The sequence below is a fragment of the Nonomuraea sp. NPDC001636 genome, assembly GCF_040298265.1.
In the GTDB taxonomy this organism is placed as follows: domain Bacteria; phylum Actinomycetota; class Actinomycetes; order Streptosporangiales; family Streptosporangiaceae; genus Nonomuraea.
Genome location: NZ_JBEOZT010000004.1, coordinates 347,617 through 366,221, shown reverse-complemented (window position 1 = coordinate 366,221; position 18,605 = coordinate 347,617). Strand labels below are relative to the sequence as shown.

Here is an 18,605-nt window from a genome sequence, read left to right as displayed (position 1 = left end):
ATGGCACCGCAGGTCGTCACGCAACACAAGGATCTTCTTGATTTGTCCGCACTCTCACCCGCCCATCTCGAAGGGCTGGGGAACTCCGTGATCGCACTGGAGTTACTCGAGCTGCTCGAGTCGGGCCCCGGGGAAGACGAGGTGTTCGCCGCGTTCGACAACAGCACGCCGGTGCCGTACCGGCCGGGCAATCCGTAATCACGAACCGATTCGCCGAGACCCGGCGGGAGATCTTTCCCCGGGTTTCGGCGAACCCGAAAACGGGGCGCCGGCCACGGCGATGCCATACCATGGGGAGCCATCGAGAATCGTGCAGCGGTGACAGCCGGACGTTGAGCTCGAAACCGGACGGAATTATTCAGGAGTCTCGCCGCCACACGCGTCTTGCGGCATTGACCGGGGCGGGCGCCTCCGCAGTCCGGTCCCGGGCCACAAAGGAATACGACGTCGTCCTCGGTGAGTGAGGTCTGGTCCCATGACTGCTTCCGGCCCCCGACGCGGTCCCTTCGTCGGAGCTCGTCCCTTCGACGAAGGCGACGGGGCCCTGTTCTTCGGACGGTCCGCGGAGACCGCGGAGCTGGCCGGCATGTGGCGGCGCAACCGGCTGACGATCCTGCACGGCCCGGCCGGCGCCGGCAAGACCTCCCTGCTGCGGGCCGCCGTGATCCCCCTGCTGAGGGACGAGCGGGCGCGCGTGCTGCCGGTGGGCCTGGCCCGCTCCACCCGCGTCTGGCCCGCCGCCGCGCTGCCCGAGCACAACCCGTACGTGATCGCGCTGCTGTCGTCGTGGTCGGGCGGCGGCTCGCTGGCCAGTTTCGCGGGCCTGTCGGTGAGCGACTTCCTGCACAGGCTCCAGCGCAACGACGGCGTCGCCGGGCCGACGCTCGCCGCCGTCGACCAGGTGGAGACGTTCCTGCGGCTGCCCGACCCGTACGAGCACCTCAGGGAGAGCTTCTTCGACGAGCTGCTGGGCTCGTTGTCCCAGCGGCCCGACCTGCGCCTGCTGCTGTCGGTCCGCACCGACCACCTCGACGAGCTGCGGCACGTGCTCAGGCGCTACGCGGTCCGGGAGCCGCAGGAGCTGGCGCTGCCGCCGTTCACCCGGGCGCGCGCCGTCCAGGCGATGCGGCTGTCGGCCGAGTCCACCGGCGACGGCGCCGCCGCCGACAAGGTCGAGGAGCTGGTCGACGAGATCCGCACGGTCCGCGACGACACCGGCCGGCCCTGGCCCGCCGCCGACGAGGTCGACCCGCTGCTGCTGCAGGCCGCCGGCGCCCGGCTGTGGGGCGATCCGCCGGACCGCGACCGGTTCCTGCTGACGGAGCTGGACACCGCCGCCGACCGGGCGGTGCGCGAGTTCTGCGCCGAGACGCTGGCCGGGGTCGCCGCCGACTACCTGTTACCCCCCGGCCGCCTCATGGCCTGGTTCCGCCGGGACATCCTGCACGAGTACGGCAGGCTGTCCGACCCGGTCGCGGACGTGGGCGCGGTCGTGCTCAACGCCCTGGAGGACCGCTACCTGGTCAGCTCGCCCAAGTGCAACGGCCTGCCCATGCACGGCCCCCGCCACCCCCGGATGCTGGCCCCGCTCAGGCAGCTCGACGCCGCCATGTGGCCGCAGTCCCCGCCCGACCCGGAGGCCCGGCTGCGGGCCGCCAAACGCGCCGGCGACGAGGGCGAGCCCGAACGCGCCCGCCGGCTCGTCCACGAGGCCGCCCAGACCTGCCCGCCGCAGGCGCTCCGGCTGCGGGCCGAGATCGACACGCTCTCCGGCAACATCGACTACGACCAGGGGCTGCTGGCGGAGAGCATCGAGCACTACCGCGCCGCGGCCCGGCTCTTCGAGGCCGTCGGCGACAACGCGGCCGTCGGCTGGCTGATGACGGCGGTCGGGCGGGTCGTCCTGGCCCAGGGCAGGCCGGGCCTGGCCGTCGAGCAGCTGCGCGCCGCCGTCGGCCGGGTGCCGGACGACCTCATCGTGCAGACCGCGCTCGGCCAGGCGCTGTGGGAGGCCGGGCAGCCGGACGCCGCCCTGGCGGTGCTGAGCGACGTGCTCAACCGCGAGGCGGACACGCCCGAGGCCCGGCGCTCGCGCGGGGAGTTCCTGGCCGATCTCGGCGACGCCGAGTCGGCCCTGCGGGACATGCGGCAGCTGCGCGGCGGCCGGCCCGCGCCCTCCACCAAGGCGGCCCGCGCGCTGGCGATGGCCAGCCTGACCCGTCCCGAGGTGGCCCACGACCTCGGCGACGCCCTCGACGAGGCCGAGGAGGCGCTGAAGGAGGCCGAGGAGAGCGGGCCCGTGCTGCTGCGCGCCGCCCGCGTCCACAAGCTGACCGGCGACGTCACCAGGGCGACGGAGCTGGCCGACCGCGCCATGACGGCCCGGCGTCCGCCGCTGCCCGAGCACCAGCGGCGGACGGCCAGGAAGCTGCTCGCGGGTTCGTGATGCCGGACACCGCCCTGGTGGCCCTCATCACCGGCGCATCGGCCGTGCTGGCCGCGCTGTCGGGCGCCGGATGGGCGATGGTGACCGAGCGGCTGAAGGCCAGGCAGGCCACCAGGGCCGCCGCCGAGCAGCGCCGGGCCGACCGGGAGGACGCGCGGGCCGAGACCCTGCGCACGGCGTTCGCCGACGCCCAGTCGGCGGTGCTGCGCTTCGGGCTGACCGTGAGCATCTCGCTCGACATGCGCACCGACCGGGACGCCCGCCTCGACGGCGAGGACCTGCCCAGCCAGTTCCGGCAGGCGCGGGTGGAGTACCTGGCGGCGGCGGTGGCGGTCGAGCGGTTGTGGCCGCTGTGCCCGGAGGGCGCGCGCGAGCGCATCGAGCAGCTCAGCACGGCGGTCACCAGGGCGTTCGGGCACGCCCGTTCGGTATCAAGTCCTGTTGTGGCCGGTGAGGAGGTTGAGGTGGCCCTCCAGCGGGCGCTGCGCGCCCTGAGCGCGGAGGTCTTCCCGCCCGCGCCGCCCCCTTCCGAGCTCGCCGTCCCGTCCGGCTGACGGCCGCCCGCCACAGGCGGCCCAGGTCGTGCCCGAGCGAGGTCACCATGAGCGTCAGGACGACGGCCAGCAGGCCGATGGCCAGCGCCACCAGGACGAGTGCGCCCCTGGTGCCCCACACGGCGATCAGGTAGCCGGCCGACAGCGCCCCCAGCGGGACGGCGCCGCCGGAGAGGAACCGGCCCGCGCCCGTGACCCTGCCCAGCAGCTCCTTCGGCACCTCGTCGGCCTGGTAGACCGCGAGCGCGACGTTGATGTGCGCGCCGGTGAACCCGATGCCGCCCCAGGCCAGCGGCAGCACGACGGCGACGAACACGACGCTGTCGTGGTCGACCAGCGCCACGAACCCGGTCAGCATCAGCCAGGACCACACGCACGTCACGATCACGCCCCGGGTGCGCCCCTTGCTCTGCAGCCGCGACGCGGTGAACGAGCCCAGGACGCCGCCGAACCCGGTGGCCGCGATCAGGCAGCCGATGAGCAGGCTCGGCAGCCGCTGCTGGTGCGCCAGCAGGATGAGGACGAGGGCGAGCGTCTGGAAGAAGAAGTTGGCCAGCGCGCAGACGATCAGCACCGGCACCAGGAACCGTTCCCTGCGCAGGTAGGCGAAGCCGTGGCCCAGGTCGGCCACCAGCGCTCCGACCCGCGGTCGCGGCGGGACGCCCTGCGGGGTGAGCCGGTCCTTGGCCATCCGCAGCAGCGCGAACACCGACAGGAACGAGGTCAGCGCGTCGACGGCGAAGGCCAGCGCCCGGTGCAGGTCGAACAGCAGGCCGCCGAGCGGGCGGCCGAGCAGCGCCGCCGCGTGCACGCGCGCCTCGTTCTTCGCCATCGCGCCCGGCAGGTGCTCGCGCGGGACGAGCCGCGGCACCACCGTCGCCTCCGCGGTGCTGAAGAACACCAGGCAGACGCCCTGCGCCGCGGCGACCAGCGGCAGCACGACGTGCTCCGGCATGGTCGCGAACGCGCCGGCCGTCAGCAGCACGGCGAGCACGCCGCGGGCCAGCAGGCTGACGATCATGATCCGCCGCCGGTCCATGTAGTCGACCAGCGCGCCCACCGGCAGGGCCAGCAGGATCCGGGGCAGCGTGCCGGCCGCCGTCACCCATCCGGCGAACACCGGCGAACCGGTCAGTGACAGGGCGAGCAGGGGGACGGCGAGCATGGCGTTCGTCGAACCGAGCTGGTTGGCCGCCGAGGCACTCCACAGGAGGTTGAAGTCGCGCCGCCACGGGGCGCGTCTCCCGTCGGCCGGGCCCTCGCCCGCGGTGCTGTCGGTCACCTCTGTCGCTCCCAAGGCGCCCGGACACTGGGCAAGCCAGGTGCGGTGTCGTCCACAGCCGGCCTTCGTGTCACAGGTTGAAGACCGGCCTTCGGACGGTGATCGTACCCGTAACGGGGGCCCGTTACAGGCAAACGGCCGTCTCGGCGTACCAAAGATCCCTTGACCTCGGCGGGCGGTGGGCCGGGTTGACAGGGGGGTCGGGGTGGTTTTCTCTGCAACCAGGCGTGGGGGCGGAGGGAGCGTTCATGCGTGGTCTTCGGCGGTTCCTCGTCGCCCTGGTCCTGTGCGTGCCGCCGGTCGGCCTGCCGGTCGCGTCCGCCGCCGCCGGGTCCGCGCCCGCCGGGCCCGGGGCCGCCGCGCACTTCGGGCAGGCGCGCAAGGACTGCGTGGGGACAGCGGCGGGCCGGGCGTCCAAGGTCTGGTACACGGTGGCGGGCGGCGTGCTGTCCGACGTCTACGAGCCCACGATCGACAACACGAACGTCGAGACGATGCAGTTCGTGGTCACCGACGGCCGCACGTTCACCGAGTCGCAGGCCCGCGACACCACCTACCGGGTGGAGACCGGGCGTTCGGGGCTGAGCTGCACCGTCACCTCCACCAGCAGGACCGGCCGCTACCGGCTGACCACCACCTACGTCACCGATCCGGGCAGCGACGCGGTCGTCGTCCGGACCCGGCTGCGGCCCCCCGGCCTGCGGCTGTACGTCCGGCTGGACGCGAGCGTGAACGGCAACGGCGGCGGCCCGGCCGACGGCGGAGCCGACACCGGCACGGTGGACGCCGCCACCGGCGCACCCGTGATCTCCGACACCGGCACCGTGACCTCGGCCCCCGAGCGCGACTACGCGGTGCCCACCCACCTGGCGCTGCGGGCCGAACGGCGCCTGCCGTTGGCGAGCGTCGGCTACGCGGGCACGTCCGGCGACGGGCTGGCGCAGCTCGACGCCGACCACGAGCTGACCCCCTACGACAGCGCGCCGCGCGGCAACGTCGTGGCCACCGCCCGGCTGCCGATCGACGACTCGGGCGCGGTGACGTTCGCGCTGGGCTTCGGGCGCACCGGCGAGGCCGCGCTGCGGACGGCGGGCGCGGCGGCGGCGCGGCCGTTCGAGTCCACCCGCGCCGCGTTCGAGGCGGGCTGGGCGGCCTACGACGCCGGACTGCGCCGGCCGTCCGCCGCACTCGCCGACGTCTACCGGCTGTCGGCCAACGTGCTGAAGGCGAGCGAGGACAAGACCTTCCCCGGCGCGGTGGTCGCCTCACTGGCGAGCCCGTGGGGCCAGGCGGTCGACGCGGGCGCGCTGCCCGGCGGCAAGCCGGTCTACTTCGGCTCCTATCGCGAGGTGTTCGCCCGCGACCTGTACGAGGCGTTCACCGGCTTCCTCACCGCCGGCGACCTGGCCACGGCCCGCGCCACCGCCCGCTTCCTGCTGGAACGCCAGCAGCTCCCCGACGGCAGGCTGCCGCGCAACTCGCTGCTCAACGGCCGCCTCGCGCCCGACTCCGGCGGCGACCAGCTCGACGAGACGGCCTACCCGATCCTCATGGCCCACCAGTCGGGGCTGGGCGGCGAGGCGGGGCTGTGGCCGCGCGTACGGGCGGCGGCCGACTTCCTGCTGGCGCGCGGGCCCGCGTACGGCGTGGAGCGGTGGGAGGAGCAGGCGGGCCACTCGCCGTCCACGATCGCGGCCGAGATCGCCGGACTGGTCGCGGCGGGCGAGATCGCCGACCGGCAGGGCGACCGGGCCCGCGCCCGGCTCTACCGCTCCGCCGCCGACCACTTCGCGCGCTCGGTCAAGGACTGGACGGTGACCAGCACCGGCCCGTACGCCCCCCGCTACTTCCTGCGCCTGTCGCGCGGCGGCGACCCCGACGCGGCCGTCTCCTACGACCTGGGCAACGGCGGCCCCACCGAGGACCAGCGCCGGGTGGTGGACGCCGGTTTCCTGGAGCTGACCAGGCTCGGCGTCCTGCCCGCTGACGACCCGGACGTGCTGGCCTCGCTGCCGGTCGTGGACCGGGTGCTGCGGCGCACGACCGCGAGCGGCCCCGGCTGGTACCGGTACGGCTCGGACACGCCGGGCACCGAGGACGGCTACGGCGACTGTCACGAGCCCGACCCCACCTCGTGCGCGCCGTCCGGCAGGCCGTGGCCGACCGGGAACACCGGCTCGGGCCACCTGTGGCCGGTGCTGGCCGGGGAGCGGGCCGAGCAGGCGCTCCAGACCGGCGACCAGGCCGCGGCGGCGGCGCTGCTGGCGGCCATGCGGGCGATGTCGTCGGGCACGGGGCTGGTGCCCGAGCAGGCGTGGGAGAACCCCGGCCTGGCCGCCGCGCCGTACGGGAGCGACCCCGCGACCGCCTCGATCGGGTTCCGCGACGGCGGTCCGGCGGGCTCGGCGTCCCCGCTGACCTGGGCGCAGGCGCAGCTGGTACGGCTCGTCCTGGCGCTGGGCGCCCGCCGCCCGGCCGAGCAGCCGGAGGCGGTCCGCGAGCGGTACGCCGCGCACGGTATGCCGGGCACCACCCCGCTCACCGTCACCGCGCCCTCCGACGGCGCGGCCCCCGAAGGCGGCTCCGTCGCCGTCAAGGGGACGGCCGCGCCGGGCGCGCTCGTGGACGTCGAGGCCGCGCCCGTCGACCTCGGGACGCCCGCGCGGGTCGTCTCGGTGCGCGCCGGGCCCGACGGGACGTTCACGGCGCGGGCGCCGGTCGCGTTCGGCGAGGTCGTGCTCACCGTCGCCGCGACCGCGGGCGGCCGCACCGCCCACGCCCGGCGCTCGGTCGTCGGCGACGTCGTCGTCGCCACCGTGCTCGACGTGGCCGACCCCGAGGGCGACGACGACGGCCCGGGGACGTACGCCTACCCGACGGCGGCCGACTTCCGTCCCGGCGCGTTCGACCTGCGGCGGTTCCAGGTGATCACCGACGCGACCACCGTCTACCTGCGGGCCGGGCTGCGCGACCTGACGCCCACGTTCGGCAGCCCGATGGGCGCGCAGCTGCTCGACGTCTACGTCCGTGACCCGGCCGCCGCCGGGTGGTCGGCGCAGGCCGCGTTCCCGCAGCGCAACTACCGCATCGCCGAGGCGGACGCCTGGTCGCAGCGCGTCGAGGCCCAAGGTTTCGCCGCGCCGGCGCTGGTCGGCGCGGACGGGCACGGGCGCGGCGGCGCCGCGGTGCGCGTGTCCGGCGCCACCAGGACGATCACCCTCGCGCTGCCCAGGGCGTCCTTCGGCACGCCGGGGCCCGGGTGGCGGTTCGCGGTCGTCCTGACCGGCCAGGACGGCTACGCCGCCGACCAGGCCAGGGGGTTCGCGGCGACGCCGGAGCCGTACCGGTTCGGGGTGTGCCCGGAGGGCGGCGGCGCGCCCCTGTGCGCGGCCGACCCCGGCACGGTGCCCAAGGCCCTGGACGTGCTCACCCCCGCCGGGGTGTCCCAGGCCGACGAGCTGAACCCGCTGCTCGGGCCGGTCACGCTCCGCGCGGTCACCGTGCCCTGACCGGCCGCCGCCCCGGCCGCGGGAGCGGCGGTCGCCCGTGCGGGGCGGCCCGCCGGCCGGGCCGGACCGCCCGGCGGGTCAGGCGAAGCGTTCGATCGTGACCGGGATCAGGCCCTGGCCGCGGATCGCCTGGCGGTGGTGGTGGAGCAGGGCGCCGATGGCGGCCAGCGGGCCGGCGCTCAGGCGTACGGTGACGTCCAGGCACCAGGCGATGCCGGGGCCGATGCGCCGCAGCTCCCAGGTGAAGGTGTGCCCCGCGGCGGTGGCCGTGGCGGTGCCGGCGATCCTGGCCCGCGGGTTCTCCCGCGGCGGCTCCAGGCGCAGGACCGTGCTCACGTTCGCCAGGCCGCGCTCGCCGAGCTCGCCCGCGAACAGGATGCGGTAGCGCCGGGTCTGCGCCGAAGGGGAGCTGCCCAGGTCGAGCGGGGCCGCGGCGGGGAGTGCCTGGCGGTACTGGAAGAAGGCCCGCAGCTCGGCCTCCTCCGGCAGCGCGCCGCCGCCGAGCATCGAGTAGGTCTCGCGGGCGTCGCGCCGGGTCACGGGCAGCACCCGATCCCGCAGCGCCGGGTCGGCGCGGATGGCCCGGCTGGATCCGGGCGACTCGCGCCACTCGCCGCACTCGGCGGTCCATTCCGCGCAGTCGATGCCCGCGGCGGTGTAGTCGTCGCAGAGCACGAACTCCTCGACCAGGATGCCCAGGGGAAGTGTTCCGCGGCCACGGTCGGCGGCGTAGATCAGGTAGTAGTCCAGGGGTACGTCGGCGTCCATTGGCGACATGATCGTGGTGCGGGCCCCCGCGGGCAAGGCGACATTCTGATGTTCGCGCAGGTCCTGCCGTCAGATGACGGTCTAGCCGGTCACGGGTTTGCCCGTGGCGCTGCCGGCGAGCCATTCCGCCCACGACTTGGCCCACGGGGTCGGGCCGTTGCCGAACCGCAGCTTGCGCGAGGTGCCCTTGACCTGGATGACGTCGCCGCGCTGGGTGAAGTCGTAGAACCAGCGGGCGTCGGCGGGACTGGCGTTGACGCAGCCGTGGCTGACGTTGGAGTTGCCCTGCGCGCCGGTCGACCAGGGCGCGGCGTGGAAGAAGGTGCCGCTGTAGGTCATCCGGACGTTCCACTTGGTCTTGATCCGGTACTCGCCCGGCTCCCCGATGGTGGCCGAGTCCATGACGGTCTCCGCGGCCTTCTCCTGGGCGATCATGGTGCCGGAGTAGCTGTCGTCGCCGGGTTTGCCGAGGCTGACGGGGATCGTCCGGACGACCTTGCCGTCCGCGGTGACGACGGCCTGGTGGCGGTCGGCGTCCACCTTGGTGACGTGCCGGGGGCCGACGGTGAAGGACAGGCTGCGGTCCCTGGTCCCCCACAGGTCCTCGCCCGCGCGCAGCCCGGCCAGGTGGGCGACGACCTTGACCTTCTCGCCCACCGGCCAGTACTCGCGCGGCCGGAACTGCACCTCGCGGTCGCTCACCCAGCTCCACGCGCCCTCGACCGGCTCGGACATCTCCACCACCAGCGAGCGCTCGACCGCCGCGCGGGCCTGCCTGGAGGTGACCGGATGGGACAGCAGGAGCTGGACCGGCATCCCGACGCCGACCTTCTCGCCGTCCAGCGGCGACATGCCGCTCTGCAGGGCCCGTCTGGGCTTGAGCGTGGTGAAGGACGACCGCCCTGTGACGGCCTTGCCGTCGGTGCCGGTGGCCTGCGCGCTCACCGTGTACGACGTCGCCGGGCGCAGCGGCCACCGTGGCCGCCAGGTGCCGTCGGCCGCCGTCGAGCCGGTCACCTGGCGTCCCTTGGCGTCGGCGACGGTCACCTTGGTGACCTTGCCGCCGGTGACCCGCACGCTGATCCCGGTGTCGGGGGCGACCTTCTTCGTGCCGTCCGCCGGGGTGATCGCGAGCTTGGCCGCCGGGCCCTCGGCCTGCCGGGGGCCGCCCGGCGGCTGGGCGCCGCCGCCGCCGCCGGAGGCGCATCCGGCGAGCAGGAGCCCCGCGAGGGCGAGCGTCGTACTGGTCCGGCCGTTCCGCATCCTCGATGCCTCCCGTGCCTGACAAGGCGTCAACTTCTTCATTGAACGGTCTGTGCTGTCACGTGCGAACACTTCTGCCCAATGAGCATGGGAGAAACCTTCATCCGCCCGATGACCACTCTTGCGAACCTTGCGGGCGGATCTGGTGTCCAACTCTCTGGAACGGTCCTTCTGGGCCGGTCTCAGGGGATGACGCACCGGGGGCGGTGCATGAGGGGGAACGTCATGAACGGCGGCATGAAGCGGTACCTGTCCGGTATCGGGATGACCGCGGCGACACTGGCCGTCACGACCGCGCTGACGGGGGCCACCCCCGCCCGCCCCACGCCCTCCCCCACCCACCCGGCGCCGTCGGCCTCCCCCGAGCCGAAGCCCGACCACAAGCAGGGCCACAAGCATGACCACAAGCCAGATCGGACGGGGCCGTCCGCCGAGCCCACCGAGACCACCGCGCCCACGGGGCCCGCCGACCCCGCCGAGGCGGGCGAGCCCGACTGCCGCAAGGTCAAGTGCGTGGCGCTCACCTTCGACGACGGCCCCGGCCCCTACACCGGGACGCTGCTGCGCCACCTGGCGAAGTACCGGGCCCACGCCACGTTCTTCGTCGTCGGGCAGAACGTCGGCCTCCACCCCGACGTGGTGCGCCGCACGGTCGAGGCGGGGCACGAGCTGGGCAACCACACCTGGTCCCACCCCGACCTGACCCGGCTGTCGCCGGCCGCGATCAGGTCCCAGCTCACCCGCACCGACCAGGCCGTCAAGTCGGCCGCGGGCGTCGTGCCCGGCCTGGTGCGCCCCCCGTACGGCGCGACGGACGGCGACGTGCGGCGGCAGGCGCACCGGCCGCTGGTCCTGTGGAGCGTGGACACCCTCGACTGGCGCTACCGCGACAGCGCCAGGGTGGCCCGCGTCTCGCTCAAGCAGGTCCGCCCCGGCAGCGTCATCCTGTTCCACGACATCCACCCGACCACGGTCAAGGCCATCCCGCGGGTGCTGAAGGGCCTGTCCGCCCGCGGCTACCGCTTCGTCACGGTCAGCGAGCTGTTCGGCGGCCGGTTGCCGAAGGTCGTCCACAACGCCCGCCGGCTCTCCGGCGGCCCCAGGTAGCCGGGCGCGGCCCGGCCCCCGGCCCTCGGCCCGGCCTTCCGCGGCCGGTGGGCCCTACTCCTCGACGGTCTCCTCGTAGCCGATCGCGGCGTCCGCCGCGTCGCCGCCCGACTCGCGGGCCCGGTAGCTGTCGCCGCCGTAGAACCTGAAGGCGCCGTTGTCGGCCCGCTCGCCGACGGGCGGCACGCGGCCGTCGATGGCGATGTAGTACCAGCCGTAGCCGGCCTGCCGGTCCTCGCAGAAGTTGTTGACCACGCGTCGCCGGGACGGCTTCGCGACGCACACCTCGACCCACTCCGAGGGCGTCTCGATGGCGGTCTCGGCGCCGGGGCCGCCCTGGGGCGACGCCTTGGTGAGCTCGTCGTCGCCGGGGTCCTCGTACGTGCCGCCGTCGGCCCGTTTGCCCACCGCCGGGACGGTGTCGTCGCCGGCGTAGAAGTACCAGGCGTAGCCCCGGCGCTCGTCCTCGCACGGGCGGTAGTCGGCCCTGGTCTGCGTGCCGGTGTCCACGCAGACGGCGATGCGGGCGGACTCGTCCTGCGCCGCGGCGTCGGACTCGTCGTCGGGCTCGTCGTCGATGACCTCTTCGGTCTCCTCCGGCGCGGCCGGCGGACCGGTGTCGGTGACGGTGCAGCCGGCGGCCAGGGCGGCGACGAGCGCGAGGCAGGCGAGTCGTAACAAGGATCCTCCACGGACTCGGAGTGACGACCGGCCAACGATCGGGCCACCGGGCCCGGTTCCCCGCAGGCGAGGGCAGGCCATTGACGGCCGATCGTTTGGGACCGTACATTTTCGGAGCACCCGTCCGCGACAGAAGGGCCGACGATGCCGGTCAACGGCGACAAGCCGACGCTCGACCAGACGTTCGCCACCGAACAAGAGGTGTCCGCCTGGGAGCGGGGCACGTCGTGACCCACGAGGAATGGCTGCGCCGGGCCGCCGCGGTCACGCCGCCGTCCGCGCACCACATCGACGGCGCCGACGAGCCCGGCGGCGCGTCCTTCACGGTGCGCTCGCCGCGCGACGGCCGGGTGCTGGCCGAGGTGGCCGACGGCGGCGAGGCGGAGGTCGGGCTCGCGGTGTCGGCGGCGCGGCGGGCGTTCGACTCCGGGCCGTGGCCGCGGATGGCGCCCGCCGAGCGCGGGCGGGCGCTGGTGCGGCTGGCGTCCCTGATCGAGGAGCGGCGCGAGCACCTGGCGCTGCTCGTCAGCCTGGAGATGGGCAAGCCGATCACCGACGCGCACGACATCGAGCTGCGCGCCGCGATCACCACCTTCCGCTGGTACGGCGAGCTGGCCGGCAAGCTGGCCGACGAGGCCCCGCACGTGCCCGCCGACGCCCTCGCCCTGGTCACCCGGGAGCCCGCCGGGGTCGTCGGCGCGGTCGTGCCGTGGAACTTCCCGCTCACGCTGGCCTCGTGGAAGGTGGCCCCCGCCCTGGCCGCGGGGTGCACGGTCGTGCTGAAGCCGTCGGAGCTGTCGCCGCTGTCGGCCCTGGAACTGGGGCGGCTGGCCACCGAGGCGGGGCTGCCGCCGGGCGTGCTCAACGTGGTCGCCGGCGACGGCCCCACCGCCGGGCGGGCGCTCGGCCTGCACCCCGGCGTGGACGTGCTGGCCTTCACCGGCTCCACCGCCGTCGGGCGGCACTTCCTGCGCTACTCGGCCGACTCCAACCTCAAGCGCGTGTGGCTGGAGCTGGGCGGCAAGTCGCCCAACATCATCCTTCCCGACGCGCCCGACCTGGAGGCCGCCGCGGCCACCGCCGCCTGGGGCATCTTCTTCAACCAGGGCGAGATGTGCACCGCGCCGTCCCGCCTGCTGGTCCACCGGGCGGTCGCCGACCGGGTGACGGAGGCCGTGGTCGCCCGCGCCCGCGCGCTGCGCGTCGGCGACCCGCTCGACCCGGCCACGCAGATGGGCGCGCTGGTCGGCGAGGCCCACCTGGAACGGGTGCGCGGCCACGTCGAGGCCGGTCTCGCCGAGGGCGCGCGGTTGCGTACGGGCGGCGGCCGGATCCTGGCCGGCACCGGCGGCGCCTACCTCGAACCCACCGTCTTCGACCGGGTGAACCCGGGCTCCCGGCTGGCCAGGGAGGAGATCTTCGGCCCGGTGCTGTCCGTGCTGGCCTTCGACGACGTCGAGGAGGCCGTCCGCCTGGCCAACGACACCGAGTACGGTCTCGCGGCCGGACTGTGGACCGCCGACCTGGGCACCGCGCACCGCGTCGCCCGCGCGCTGAGGGCGGGCACCGTCTGGGTCAACTGCTACGAGGAGGGCGACCTGACCGTGCCCTTCGGCGGCATGCGGCAGTCGGGCAACGGCCGCGACAAGTCGGCGCACGCGCTGGAGAAGTACACCGAGCTCAAGACCACCTGGATCCAGCTGTGAGACCCCTGATCGCGATCCCCGCCCGCTTCTCCGCCACCGCCTCGGCCCTGCGCCACGCCGCCGAGGTGAGCGCCCGCGCCCTGGTGGAGGCCGTGTGGCGGGCGGGCGGCGAACCGGCCACGATCCACCCGGCGGCCGCAGAGGGCGTGGCGGGCCGGATGTCCAGGTTCGACGGCCTGCTCCTGCCCGGCGGCGGCGACGTCGCCCCCCACCGCTACGGCGCCCCCGACACCCACGAGGACGTCTACGACGTGGACGACGACCAGGACGCCTTCGACCTGGCCCTGGCCCGCCACGCCCTGGCCGCCGGGCTGCCCACGCTGGCGATCTGCCGCGGCCTCCAGGTCGTCAACGTGGCCCTCGGCGGCACGCTGGAGCAGGACATGGGCGGCCCCGAGGGCGGCCACCGGCACGTCGTGCACCCGGTGTCGCTGCGCCCCGGCACCCTGCTGGAACGCGCGGCCGGGACGGCGAAGGTGGAGGCGTCCTGCTTCCACCACCAGCGCGTCGAGCGGCTCGGCGACGGCCTGTCCCCCGCCGCGCACGCCGCCGACGGCACGGTGGAGGCCCTTGAGCTCGACGGCGCGCCCGGCTGGTTCACCGCCGTGCAGTGGCATCCTGAGGACACCGCCCACCGCGATCCGGCCCAGCAGGCCCTGTTCGACGCGCTCGTCCGCGAGTCGGGGCATCATGGCTGTCATGATCCGCGCCGCCGTCCCTGACGACCTGCCCGCACTCCACGACCTCGCCGTCGCCTTCTACGCCGAGGACGGCTTCACCACCCCGGCGCGGACGCTCAAGGCCAACCTCGCCAGGCTGATCGCCGCGCCCGGCGTCCGGGTCGCGGTGAGCGAGAGCGAGGGTGGGGGCGAGGGCCGGCTGATCGCGTTCGGCATCACCACGACCACGTTCGGGCTGGAGCACGGGCTGTACGCCGAGCTGGAGGACCTGTTCGTCGTGCCGGAGGCGCGGCGGCGGGGCGAGGCGGAGCGGCTGATCGAGGACAGCCGCCGGTGGGCCGCCGCCCAGGGCTGCACGGCCCTGGAGATCGTGATCGCCCCGAACGGCGCCGACGTGCGCCACCTGTTCGCCTACTACGGCAAGCGCGGCTTCCGCGACGAGGGCCGCCGCATCCTCAGCCACCCCCTGTGAGCGCCCGGGGCAGCCGGCCGCCGCCCCGGGCGGCTCACGAGCGGCCGCGGCGGGCCGCCGCCCCCGTCGCTACGAGCGGTGTGGTGGGCGGATGCCGCGGAACTCCCAGTCGCCGCCGAGGGCGGTCGAGCGCACCTCCTCCGACTCCGTCGGCTGGGCGCCGACGTCGGAGCGGATCGGCACCGGCCCGGTCACGACGTGGTTGGTCAGCCGGCCGAGCCCTTCGGCCTCGACCTCGACGACGTCCCCCGGCCGGACGGGCCGCGAGCCCGCCGGGGTGCCCGACAGCAGCACGTCGCCGGGGAAGAGGGTGATCGTCCGGGCGATGTCGGCGACCAGGTAGTGCATGTCCCAGGTCATCTCGTCGGTGTTGCCGTCCTGCACGACCTCGCCGTTGACGTACGTGCGCAGGCGTTTGCCGCGGAAGTCCCAGCCGGTCACCAGGCCGGGGCCGAGCGGGCAGAGCGTGTCGGAGCCCTTGACGCGCAGCATCGAGCCGGCGTCGGTGTCGCGGAAGTCGTGCAGCCCGAAGTCGTTGGCCACGGTGTAGCCCGCGATGTGCGCGCCGGCCTCGGAAGGGGCGATGTTGCGGCAGGTCCGGCCGATGACGATGGCGATCTCGCCCTCGTAGTTGAGCCACTTGCAGCCCTCGGGCCGCACGACCGCGCCCCGGTGGGAGTTGAGCGAGGAGGTGGGCTTGTGGAAGTAGGTCGGCGCGTCCGGCAGCCGGGTCCGGAACTCCTCGACCCGGCTGCGGTGGTTCAGGTGCACCGCGATGATCTTCGTGGGGACGACCGGCGGCAGGTGCGCGGCCTCGTCGGCGCTGATCCGGCGGCCGTCCGCGGCGACGAGCTCGTCCCCGTCGCGGACGGTCTCGGTGACGGCGCCGTCCAGCAGGACGCGGCGGTACTCAGGCATGGGCGTTCTCCTGTCGGGGTGCGGTCCAGCCGCCGGACGGGCGGTCGAACCAGAGCAGGGCCTGGCCGGTGCCGACGGAGTTCTCGTACTCGCCGTACTGGCGGGCGGGGGCCGTGCAGCGCTCCTCGCCGAGGGCGCCGGCCAGCATGACGTAGTGGTGGAAGCGGGCCTCGGGCTTGTACGTCCGGAACTCCGGCATCGTGCGCAGGACCTCGTCGTGCCGGCCCTGCCGGAACCATTCGATGCGCCGCAGGTCGGCGGCGCGGGCCTCGGGGGTGAAGACGTGCCGCGGGTCGCTGGACTCGTGGTCGCGCAGCTCGCGCAGCGGCCAGAACGTGTGCGACAGCGCGCCGGAGGCGATCACCAGCACCCGGCGGTCGGTGGCCGCGACGCCGTCGGCCAGCGCGCGGCCGAGCCGCAGGTGGTCCTCCATGTCGCCGGTCTGGCAGACGCCGATGCTCACCCAGCGCTTGGCGGGCAGGCCCTCGCCGAGGTACTTCCACAGGTTGGTGGTGGCGTAGTAGATCGGCAGGTACTCGTCGTCGATGGGGGTGATCCAGGTGCCGTGCCGGCCCGCGAAGGAGGCCACGTTGCGGGCCAGCTCGGGGTCGCCGGGGAAGTCGTACGGCATCCGGCACATGCCGCGCGGCAGCTCCTCGGAGGTGTACAGCCCGGCCCGGCGCGCCTGGGCGGTGACCACGAACTCGACCGTGGTGGCCCAGTGGGAGTCCAGCACCACGACGGTGTCGTAGTCGTCGCGCTCGAAGACGTCCCGGCGCAGCTCGCGCAGGCCGGTGACGAGGGTGATCTCCTTGCCCTCGTTCAGCTCCCGCCGGGTGGACTCGGGCAGCACGATGGTGGGGACGTGCGCGAGCAGGCCCGCGCCGACGATCTCACCCATGGTCGTTCCAGCCCTTCGGCGCCGTGACGGTGTTCTTCAGGTCGCAGTAGAAGTCGAAGCTCCAGGTGCCGCCCTCGCGGCCGACGCCGGACTCGCGGGAGCCGCCGAAGGGCGCGCGCAGGTCGCGCACGAAGAAGCAGTTGACCCACACCGTGCCCGCCACCAGCCGTTCGGTGACCCGGCGGGCGCGCTCGCGGTCGCCGGTCGCGACGGTGGCGGCCAGGCCGAAGCGGGTGTCGTTGGCCAGCCGGACGGCCTCCTCCTCGGTCTCGAACGTCTGCAGCGTGAGCACCGGGCCGAAGACCTCCTCCTGGACGATCTCGCTGTCCTGGGCCACGCCGGTGAGCAGGGTGGGCCGGTAGTACAGGCCGTCCCCGCGCTCGCCGCCGATGACGGCGCGCGCCCCGGCCGCGAGGGCCCGCCGGACGAACCCGTCGATCTTCTCCACCTGGCGCGGGTGGATGTTGGGGCCGACGTCGGTGGCCTCGTCGCGCGGGTCGCCCTGGACCAGGGCCGTGGCGCGTTCGGTGAAGCGGCGGACGAACTCCTCGGCGATCGGCGCCTCGACCAGCAGCCGGGTGGCGGCCAGGCAGACCTGCCCGGCGTTGTCGTACTGCTCGACGGCCAGGTCCACAGCCAGGTCGAGGTCGGCGTCGGCGAAGACCAGCAGCGGCGACTTGCCGCCCAGCTCCAGGCTGAGCGGGGTGAGGTTGGCGGCGGCCGAGCGGGCGATGCGCCGCGCGGTCGGCACCGAGCCGGTGAAGCTGACGCGGCGCACGCCGTGGTGCTCGACCAGGGCCTGCCCGGCCTCCTCGCCGAACCCCTGGACGACGTTGAACACGCCGTCCGGCAGCCCGGCCGCGGCGGCGACGTCGGCCAGCAGGGAGGCGGTGAGCGGCGACCACTCGGCGGGCTTGAGCACCACCGAGTTCCCGGCGGCGAGCGCGGGGGCGATCTTCCAGGTGGCCAGCATGAGCGGCGCGTTCCACGGCGTGATCAGGGCGCAGGGTCCGGCCGGGTCCCAGGAGACGTGGTTGGCGTGGCCGCGGGTGTCGAAGTCGTCGTGGCCGAGGCCCTCCAGCCAGTCGGCGAAGAAGCGGAAGTTGTGCGCCACGCGGGGCATGACGCCGCGGCGGTGCGAGCGCAGCAGGGCGCCGTTGTCGCGGGTCTCGACGGCGGCCAGCTCCTCCAGCCGCTTCTCGACGCCGTCGGCGATGGCCCGCAGCACGGCGGCCCGGCCGGCGCGCGGGGTGGCGGCCCAGCCGGGGAAGGCGTCCTGGGCGGCGGTGACGGCGGCGTGCACCTCGTCGGGGCCGCCGCGGGCGATCTCGCCGAGCGCGGCGCCGTCGATGGGCGAGAGGTCGGTGAACGTGCGCGCGGAGGCGACGCGCCGGCCGCCGATCCAGTGGCGGGTGTCGACGGTGACCCCGGCGACGGTGATCTGTTCGGACATGTCGGGTGCTTCCAATCTCAAGGGGCTAGTGCGCGCCGGAGGTGCCGGATTCCAGCAGCGTGCCGCCGTCCCACACCACGCCGACCTGGCGGAAGTAGGCGCCGATGGGCTCGCGGACGGCCAGCCGGGACAGCTCCTCGGTGGGGGCGTCGAACAGCTCCAGCTCGGCGTCGCCCGCCCACGCCTGGCCGGCCTCGAAGGCGGCGGCGCCGGACTCGACCAGCTCGTCGAGCGCCAGGCCGCCGCCCTTGCCGATGGCGGGCAGCCAGCGGTGGTGGGCCATGGGGTGGCCGTTGACGAACCCGTTGTGCGGCGACGGCTCGCGCAGGGTCACCACGGCCTGGGCCAGGCGGCGGTCGGCGGCGGCCAGCGTCGCGCCGAACCGGGCGCCCGCCTCGATGCGGGGCGCGGGGCCGTACGGGTGCGGCCTGGTCTGGTGGATCGACCCCAGCTTCTTCGGATAGCCCTGGTGCAGCCCCCTGGCGAGGGCGAAGTCCTTGTCCACCCAGATGTAGACGCACCTGGAGTAGGTCCGCCCCCGGTAGGAACACCGGACGACGGCGAACGCCTCCTTGTACTGCGAGCGCACCGGGTCCAGCAGCTCCTCGCCGGAGGCGGCGCAGGACTGCCAGTCGGCCCAGATGAGCGCGACCGCGCCCGGGTCCTCGGCGGCGAGTTCCAGCGGTTCGGGCAGCAGCTCACGCACCCGGCCGGGGTCGGTGCGGTACTCGATCGTGAGCAGGTCGCCGGAGTAGTGCCAGGGCGGCTCCGGGACGAGGGACGAGCGGCCCGTGGCCGTCTTGGGGTGGAAGTAGCCGCGGACGCCGGCCAAGATGGTCCTCCTGGAACTCGTTTGGTTCCAAAT

At 74.5% G+C, this 18,605-nt stretch carries 15 protein-coding genes; 7 read left to right on the top strand and 8 right to left on the bottom strand.

Annotated features, from left to right (window positions below; all coding sequences use genetic code 11):
• Both ABT158_RS11370 and ABT158_RS11365 read left to right on the top strand, forming a co-directional pair.
• Positions 1-198: a hypothetical protein gene (locus ABT158_RS11370; RefSeq protein ID WP_352352654.1), complete on the top strand. Its 198-nt coding sequence runs from the start codon at positions 1-3 to the stop codon at positions 196-198.
• A gap of 277 nt (positions 199-475) precedes the next feature.
• The gene (locus ABT158_RS11365; RefSeq protein ID WP_352352653.1) at positions 476-2,446 is read left to right on the top strand and encodes a tetratricopeptide repeat protein; all 1,971 of its coding nucleotides are present in this window, start codon (positions 476-478) and stop codon (positions 2,444-2,446) included.
• Between the two features lie 399 nt (positions 2,447-2,845).
• Here the strand turns inward: ABT158_RS11365 and ABT158_RS11360 are convergent, their stop codons facing one another.
• A complete protein-coding gene (locus tag ABT158_RS11360) occupies positions 2,846-4,282 on the bottom strand; it encodes an MFS transporter (RefSeq protein WP_352352652.1) in 1,437 nt (478 codons plus the stop codon).
• Between the two features lie 248 nt (positions 4,283-4,530).
• Between ABT158_RS11360 and ABT158_RS11355 the strand changes: the two genes are divergently transcribed.
• Entirely contained in the window at positions 4,531-7,791 is a 3,261-nt protein-coding gene (locus ABT158_RS11355) for a glucodextranase DOMON-like domain-containing protein (RefSeq protein WP_352352651.1), read from the top strand.
• Between the two features lie 78 nt (positions 7,792-7,869).
• Here ABT158_RS11355 and ABT158_RS11350 read toward each other — a convergent pair whose 3' ends face one another.
• Positions 7,870-8,559 carry a hypothetical protein gene (locus tag ABT158_RS11350; protein ID WP_352352650.1) on the bottom strand — a complete coding sequence of 230 codons (690 nt, stop codon included), beginning with the start codon at positions 8,557-8,559 and terminating at the stop codon, positions 7,870-7,872.
• Positions 8,560-8,640: 81 nt separating this feature from the next.
• Positions 8,641-9,822, bottom strand: a complete 1,182-nt coding sequence (locus ABT158_RS11345) for a L,D-transpeptidase (RefSeq protein ID WP_352352649.1) — start codon at positions 9,820-9,822, stop codon at positions 8,641-8,643.
• 225 nt (positions 9,823-10,047) lie between these two features.
• Between ABT158_RS11345 and ABT158_RS11340 the strand changes: the two genes are divergently transcribed.
• Complete coding sequence (locus tag ABT158_RS11340; protein WP_352352648.1) at positions 10,048-10,929, top strand: polysaccharide deacetylase family protein; 882 nt, start codon at positions 10,048-10,050, stop codon at positions 10,927-10,929.
• 54 nt (positions 10,930-10,983) lie between these two features.
• On the opposite strand, the gene ABT158_RS11335 is transcribed toward ABT158_RS11340, so the two are convergent.
• Positions 10,984-11,610, bottom strand: a complete 627-nt coding sequence (locus tag ABT158_RS11335; RefSeq protein WP_352352647.1) for a hypothetical protein — start codon at positions 11,608-11,610, stop codon at positions 10,984-10,986.
• Between the two features lie 227 nt (positions 11,611-11,837).
• On the opposite strand from ABT158_RS11335, the gene ABT158_RS11330 reads away from it, so the two are divergent.
• From ABT158_RS11330 to ABT158_RS11320, 3 genes are read left to right on the top strand one after another with little or no spacing between them, the layout of a single operon-like run.
• A complete protein-coding gene (locus ABT158_RS11330; protein ID WP_352352646.1) occupies positions 11,838-13,316 on the top strand; it encodes an aldehyde dehydrogenase in 1,479 nt (492 codons plus the stop codon).
• On the top strand, positions 13,313-14,038 hold the full coding sequence (locus ABT158_RS11325; RefSeq protein ID WP_352352645.1) for a gamma-glutamyl-gamma-aminobutyrate hydrolase family protein: 726 nt from the start codon (positions 13,313-13,315) through the stop codon (positions 14,036-14,038). The genes ABT158_RS11330 and ABT158_RS11325 overlap by 4 nt, the downstream gene beginning before the upstream one ends.
• On the top strand, positions 14,016-14,468 hold the full coding sequence (locus ABT158_RS11320) for a GNAT family N-acetyltransferase (protein WP_352352644.1): 453 nt from the start codon (positions 14,016-14,018) through the stop codon (positions 14,466-14,468). The genes ABT158_RS11325 and ABT158_RS11320 overlap by 23 nt, the downstream gene beginning before the upstream one ends.
• A gap of 69 nt (positions 14,469-14,537) precedes the next feature.
• Here ABT158_RS11320 and ABT158_RS11315 read toward each other — a convergent pair whose 3' ends face one another.
• The 4 genes from ABT158_RS11315 to ABT158_RS11300 are packed head-to-tail and all read right to left on the bottom strand — an operon-like array spanning position 14,538 to position 18,572.
• Positions 14,538-15,386 carry a fumarylacetoacetate hydrolase family protein gene (locus ABT158_RS11315; RefSeq protein WP_352352643.1) on the bottom strand — a complete coding sequence of 283 codons (849 nt, stop codon included), beginning with the start codon at positions 15,384-15,386 and terminating at the stop codon, positions 14,538-14,540.
• Entirely contained in the window at positions 15,379-16,287 is a 909-nt protein-coding gene (locus ABT158_RS11310; protein ID WP_352352642.1) for a 3,4-dihydroxyphenylacetate 2,3-dioxygenase, read from the bottom strand. The genes ABT158_RS11315 and ABT158_RS11310 overlap by 8 nt, the downstream gene beginning before the upstream one ends.
• Positions 16,280-17,740: an aldehyde dehydrogenase gene (locus tag ABT158_RS11305; protein ID WP_352352641.1), complete on the bottom strand. Its 1,461-nt coding sequence runs from the start codon at positions 17,738-17,740 to the stop codon at positions 16,280-16,282. The genes ABT158_RS11310 and ABT158_RS11305 overlap by 8 nt, the downstream gene beginning before the upstream one ends.
• A gap of 25 nt (positions 17,741-17,765) precedes the next feature.
• Positions 17,766-18,572: an acetoacetate decarboxylase family protein gene (locus tag ABT158_RS11300; RefSeq protein WP_352352640.1), complete on the bottom strand. Its 807-nt coding sequence runs from the start codon at positions 18,570-18,572 to the stop codon at positions 17,766-17,768.
• Positions 18,573-18,605: the final 33 nt, after the last annotated feature.

Excerpts from the sequence above, each read along its gene's own strand:
- ABT158_RS11370 (WP_352352654.1), top strand. The coding sequence starts at position 1 with ATGGCACCGCAGGTCGTCACGCAACACAAGGATCTTCTTGATTTGTCC.
- ABT158_RS11365 (WP_352352653.1), top strand. The coding sequence starts at position 476 with ATGACTGCTTCCGGCCCCCGACGCGGTCCCTTCGTCGGAGCTCGTCCC.
- ABT158_RS11355 (WP_352352651.1), top strand. The coding sequence starts at position 4,531 with ATGCGTGGTCTTCGGCGGTTCCTCGTCGCCCTGGTCCTGTGCGTGCCG.
- ABT158_RS11350 (WP_352352650.1), bottom strand. The coding sequence starts at position 8,559 with ATGGACGCCGACGTACCCCTGGACTACTACCTGATCTACGCCGCCGAC.
- ABT158_RS11345 (WP_352352649.1), bottom strand. The coding sequence starts at position 9,822 with ATGCGGAACGGCCGGACCAGTACGACGCTCGCCCTCGCGGGGCTCCTG.
- ABT158_RS11340 (WP_352352648.1), top strand. The coding sequence starts at position 10,048 with ATGAACGGCGGCATGAAGCGGTACCTGTCCGGTATCGGGATGACCGCG.
- ABT158_RS11320 (WP_352352644.1), top strand. The coding sequence starts at position 14,016 with ATGATCCGCGCCGCCGTCCCTGACGACCTGCCCGCACTCCACGACCTC.
- ABT158_RS11315 (WP_352352643.1), bottom strand. The coding sequence starts at position 15,386 with ATGCCTGAGTACCGCCGCGTCCTGCTGGACGGCGCCGTCACCGAGACC.
- ABT158_RS11310 (WP_352352642.1), bottom strand. The coding sequence starts at position 16,287 with ATGGGTGAGATCGTCGGCGCGGGCCTGCTCGCGCACGTCCCCACCATC.
- ABT158_RS11305 (WP_352352641.1), bottom strand. The coding sequence starts at position 17,740 with ATGTCCGAACAGATCACCGTCGCCGGGGTCACCGTCGACACCCGCCAC.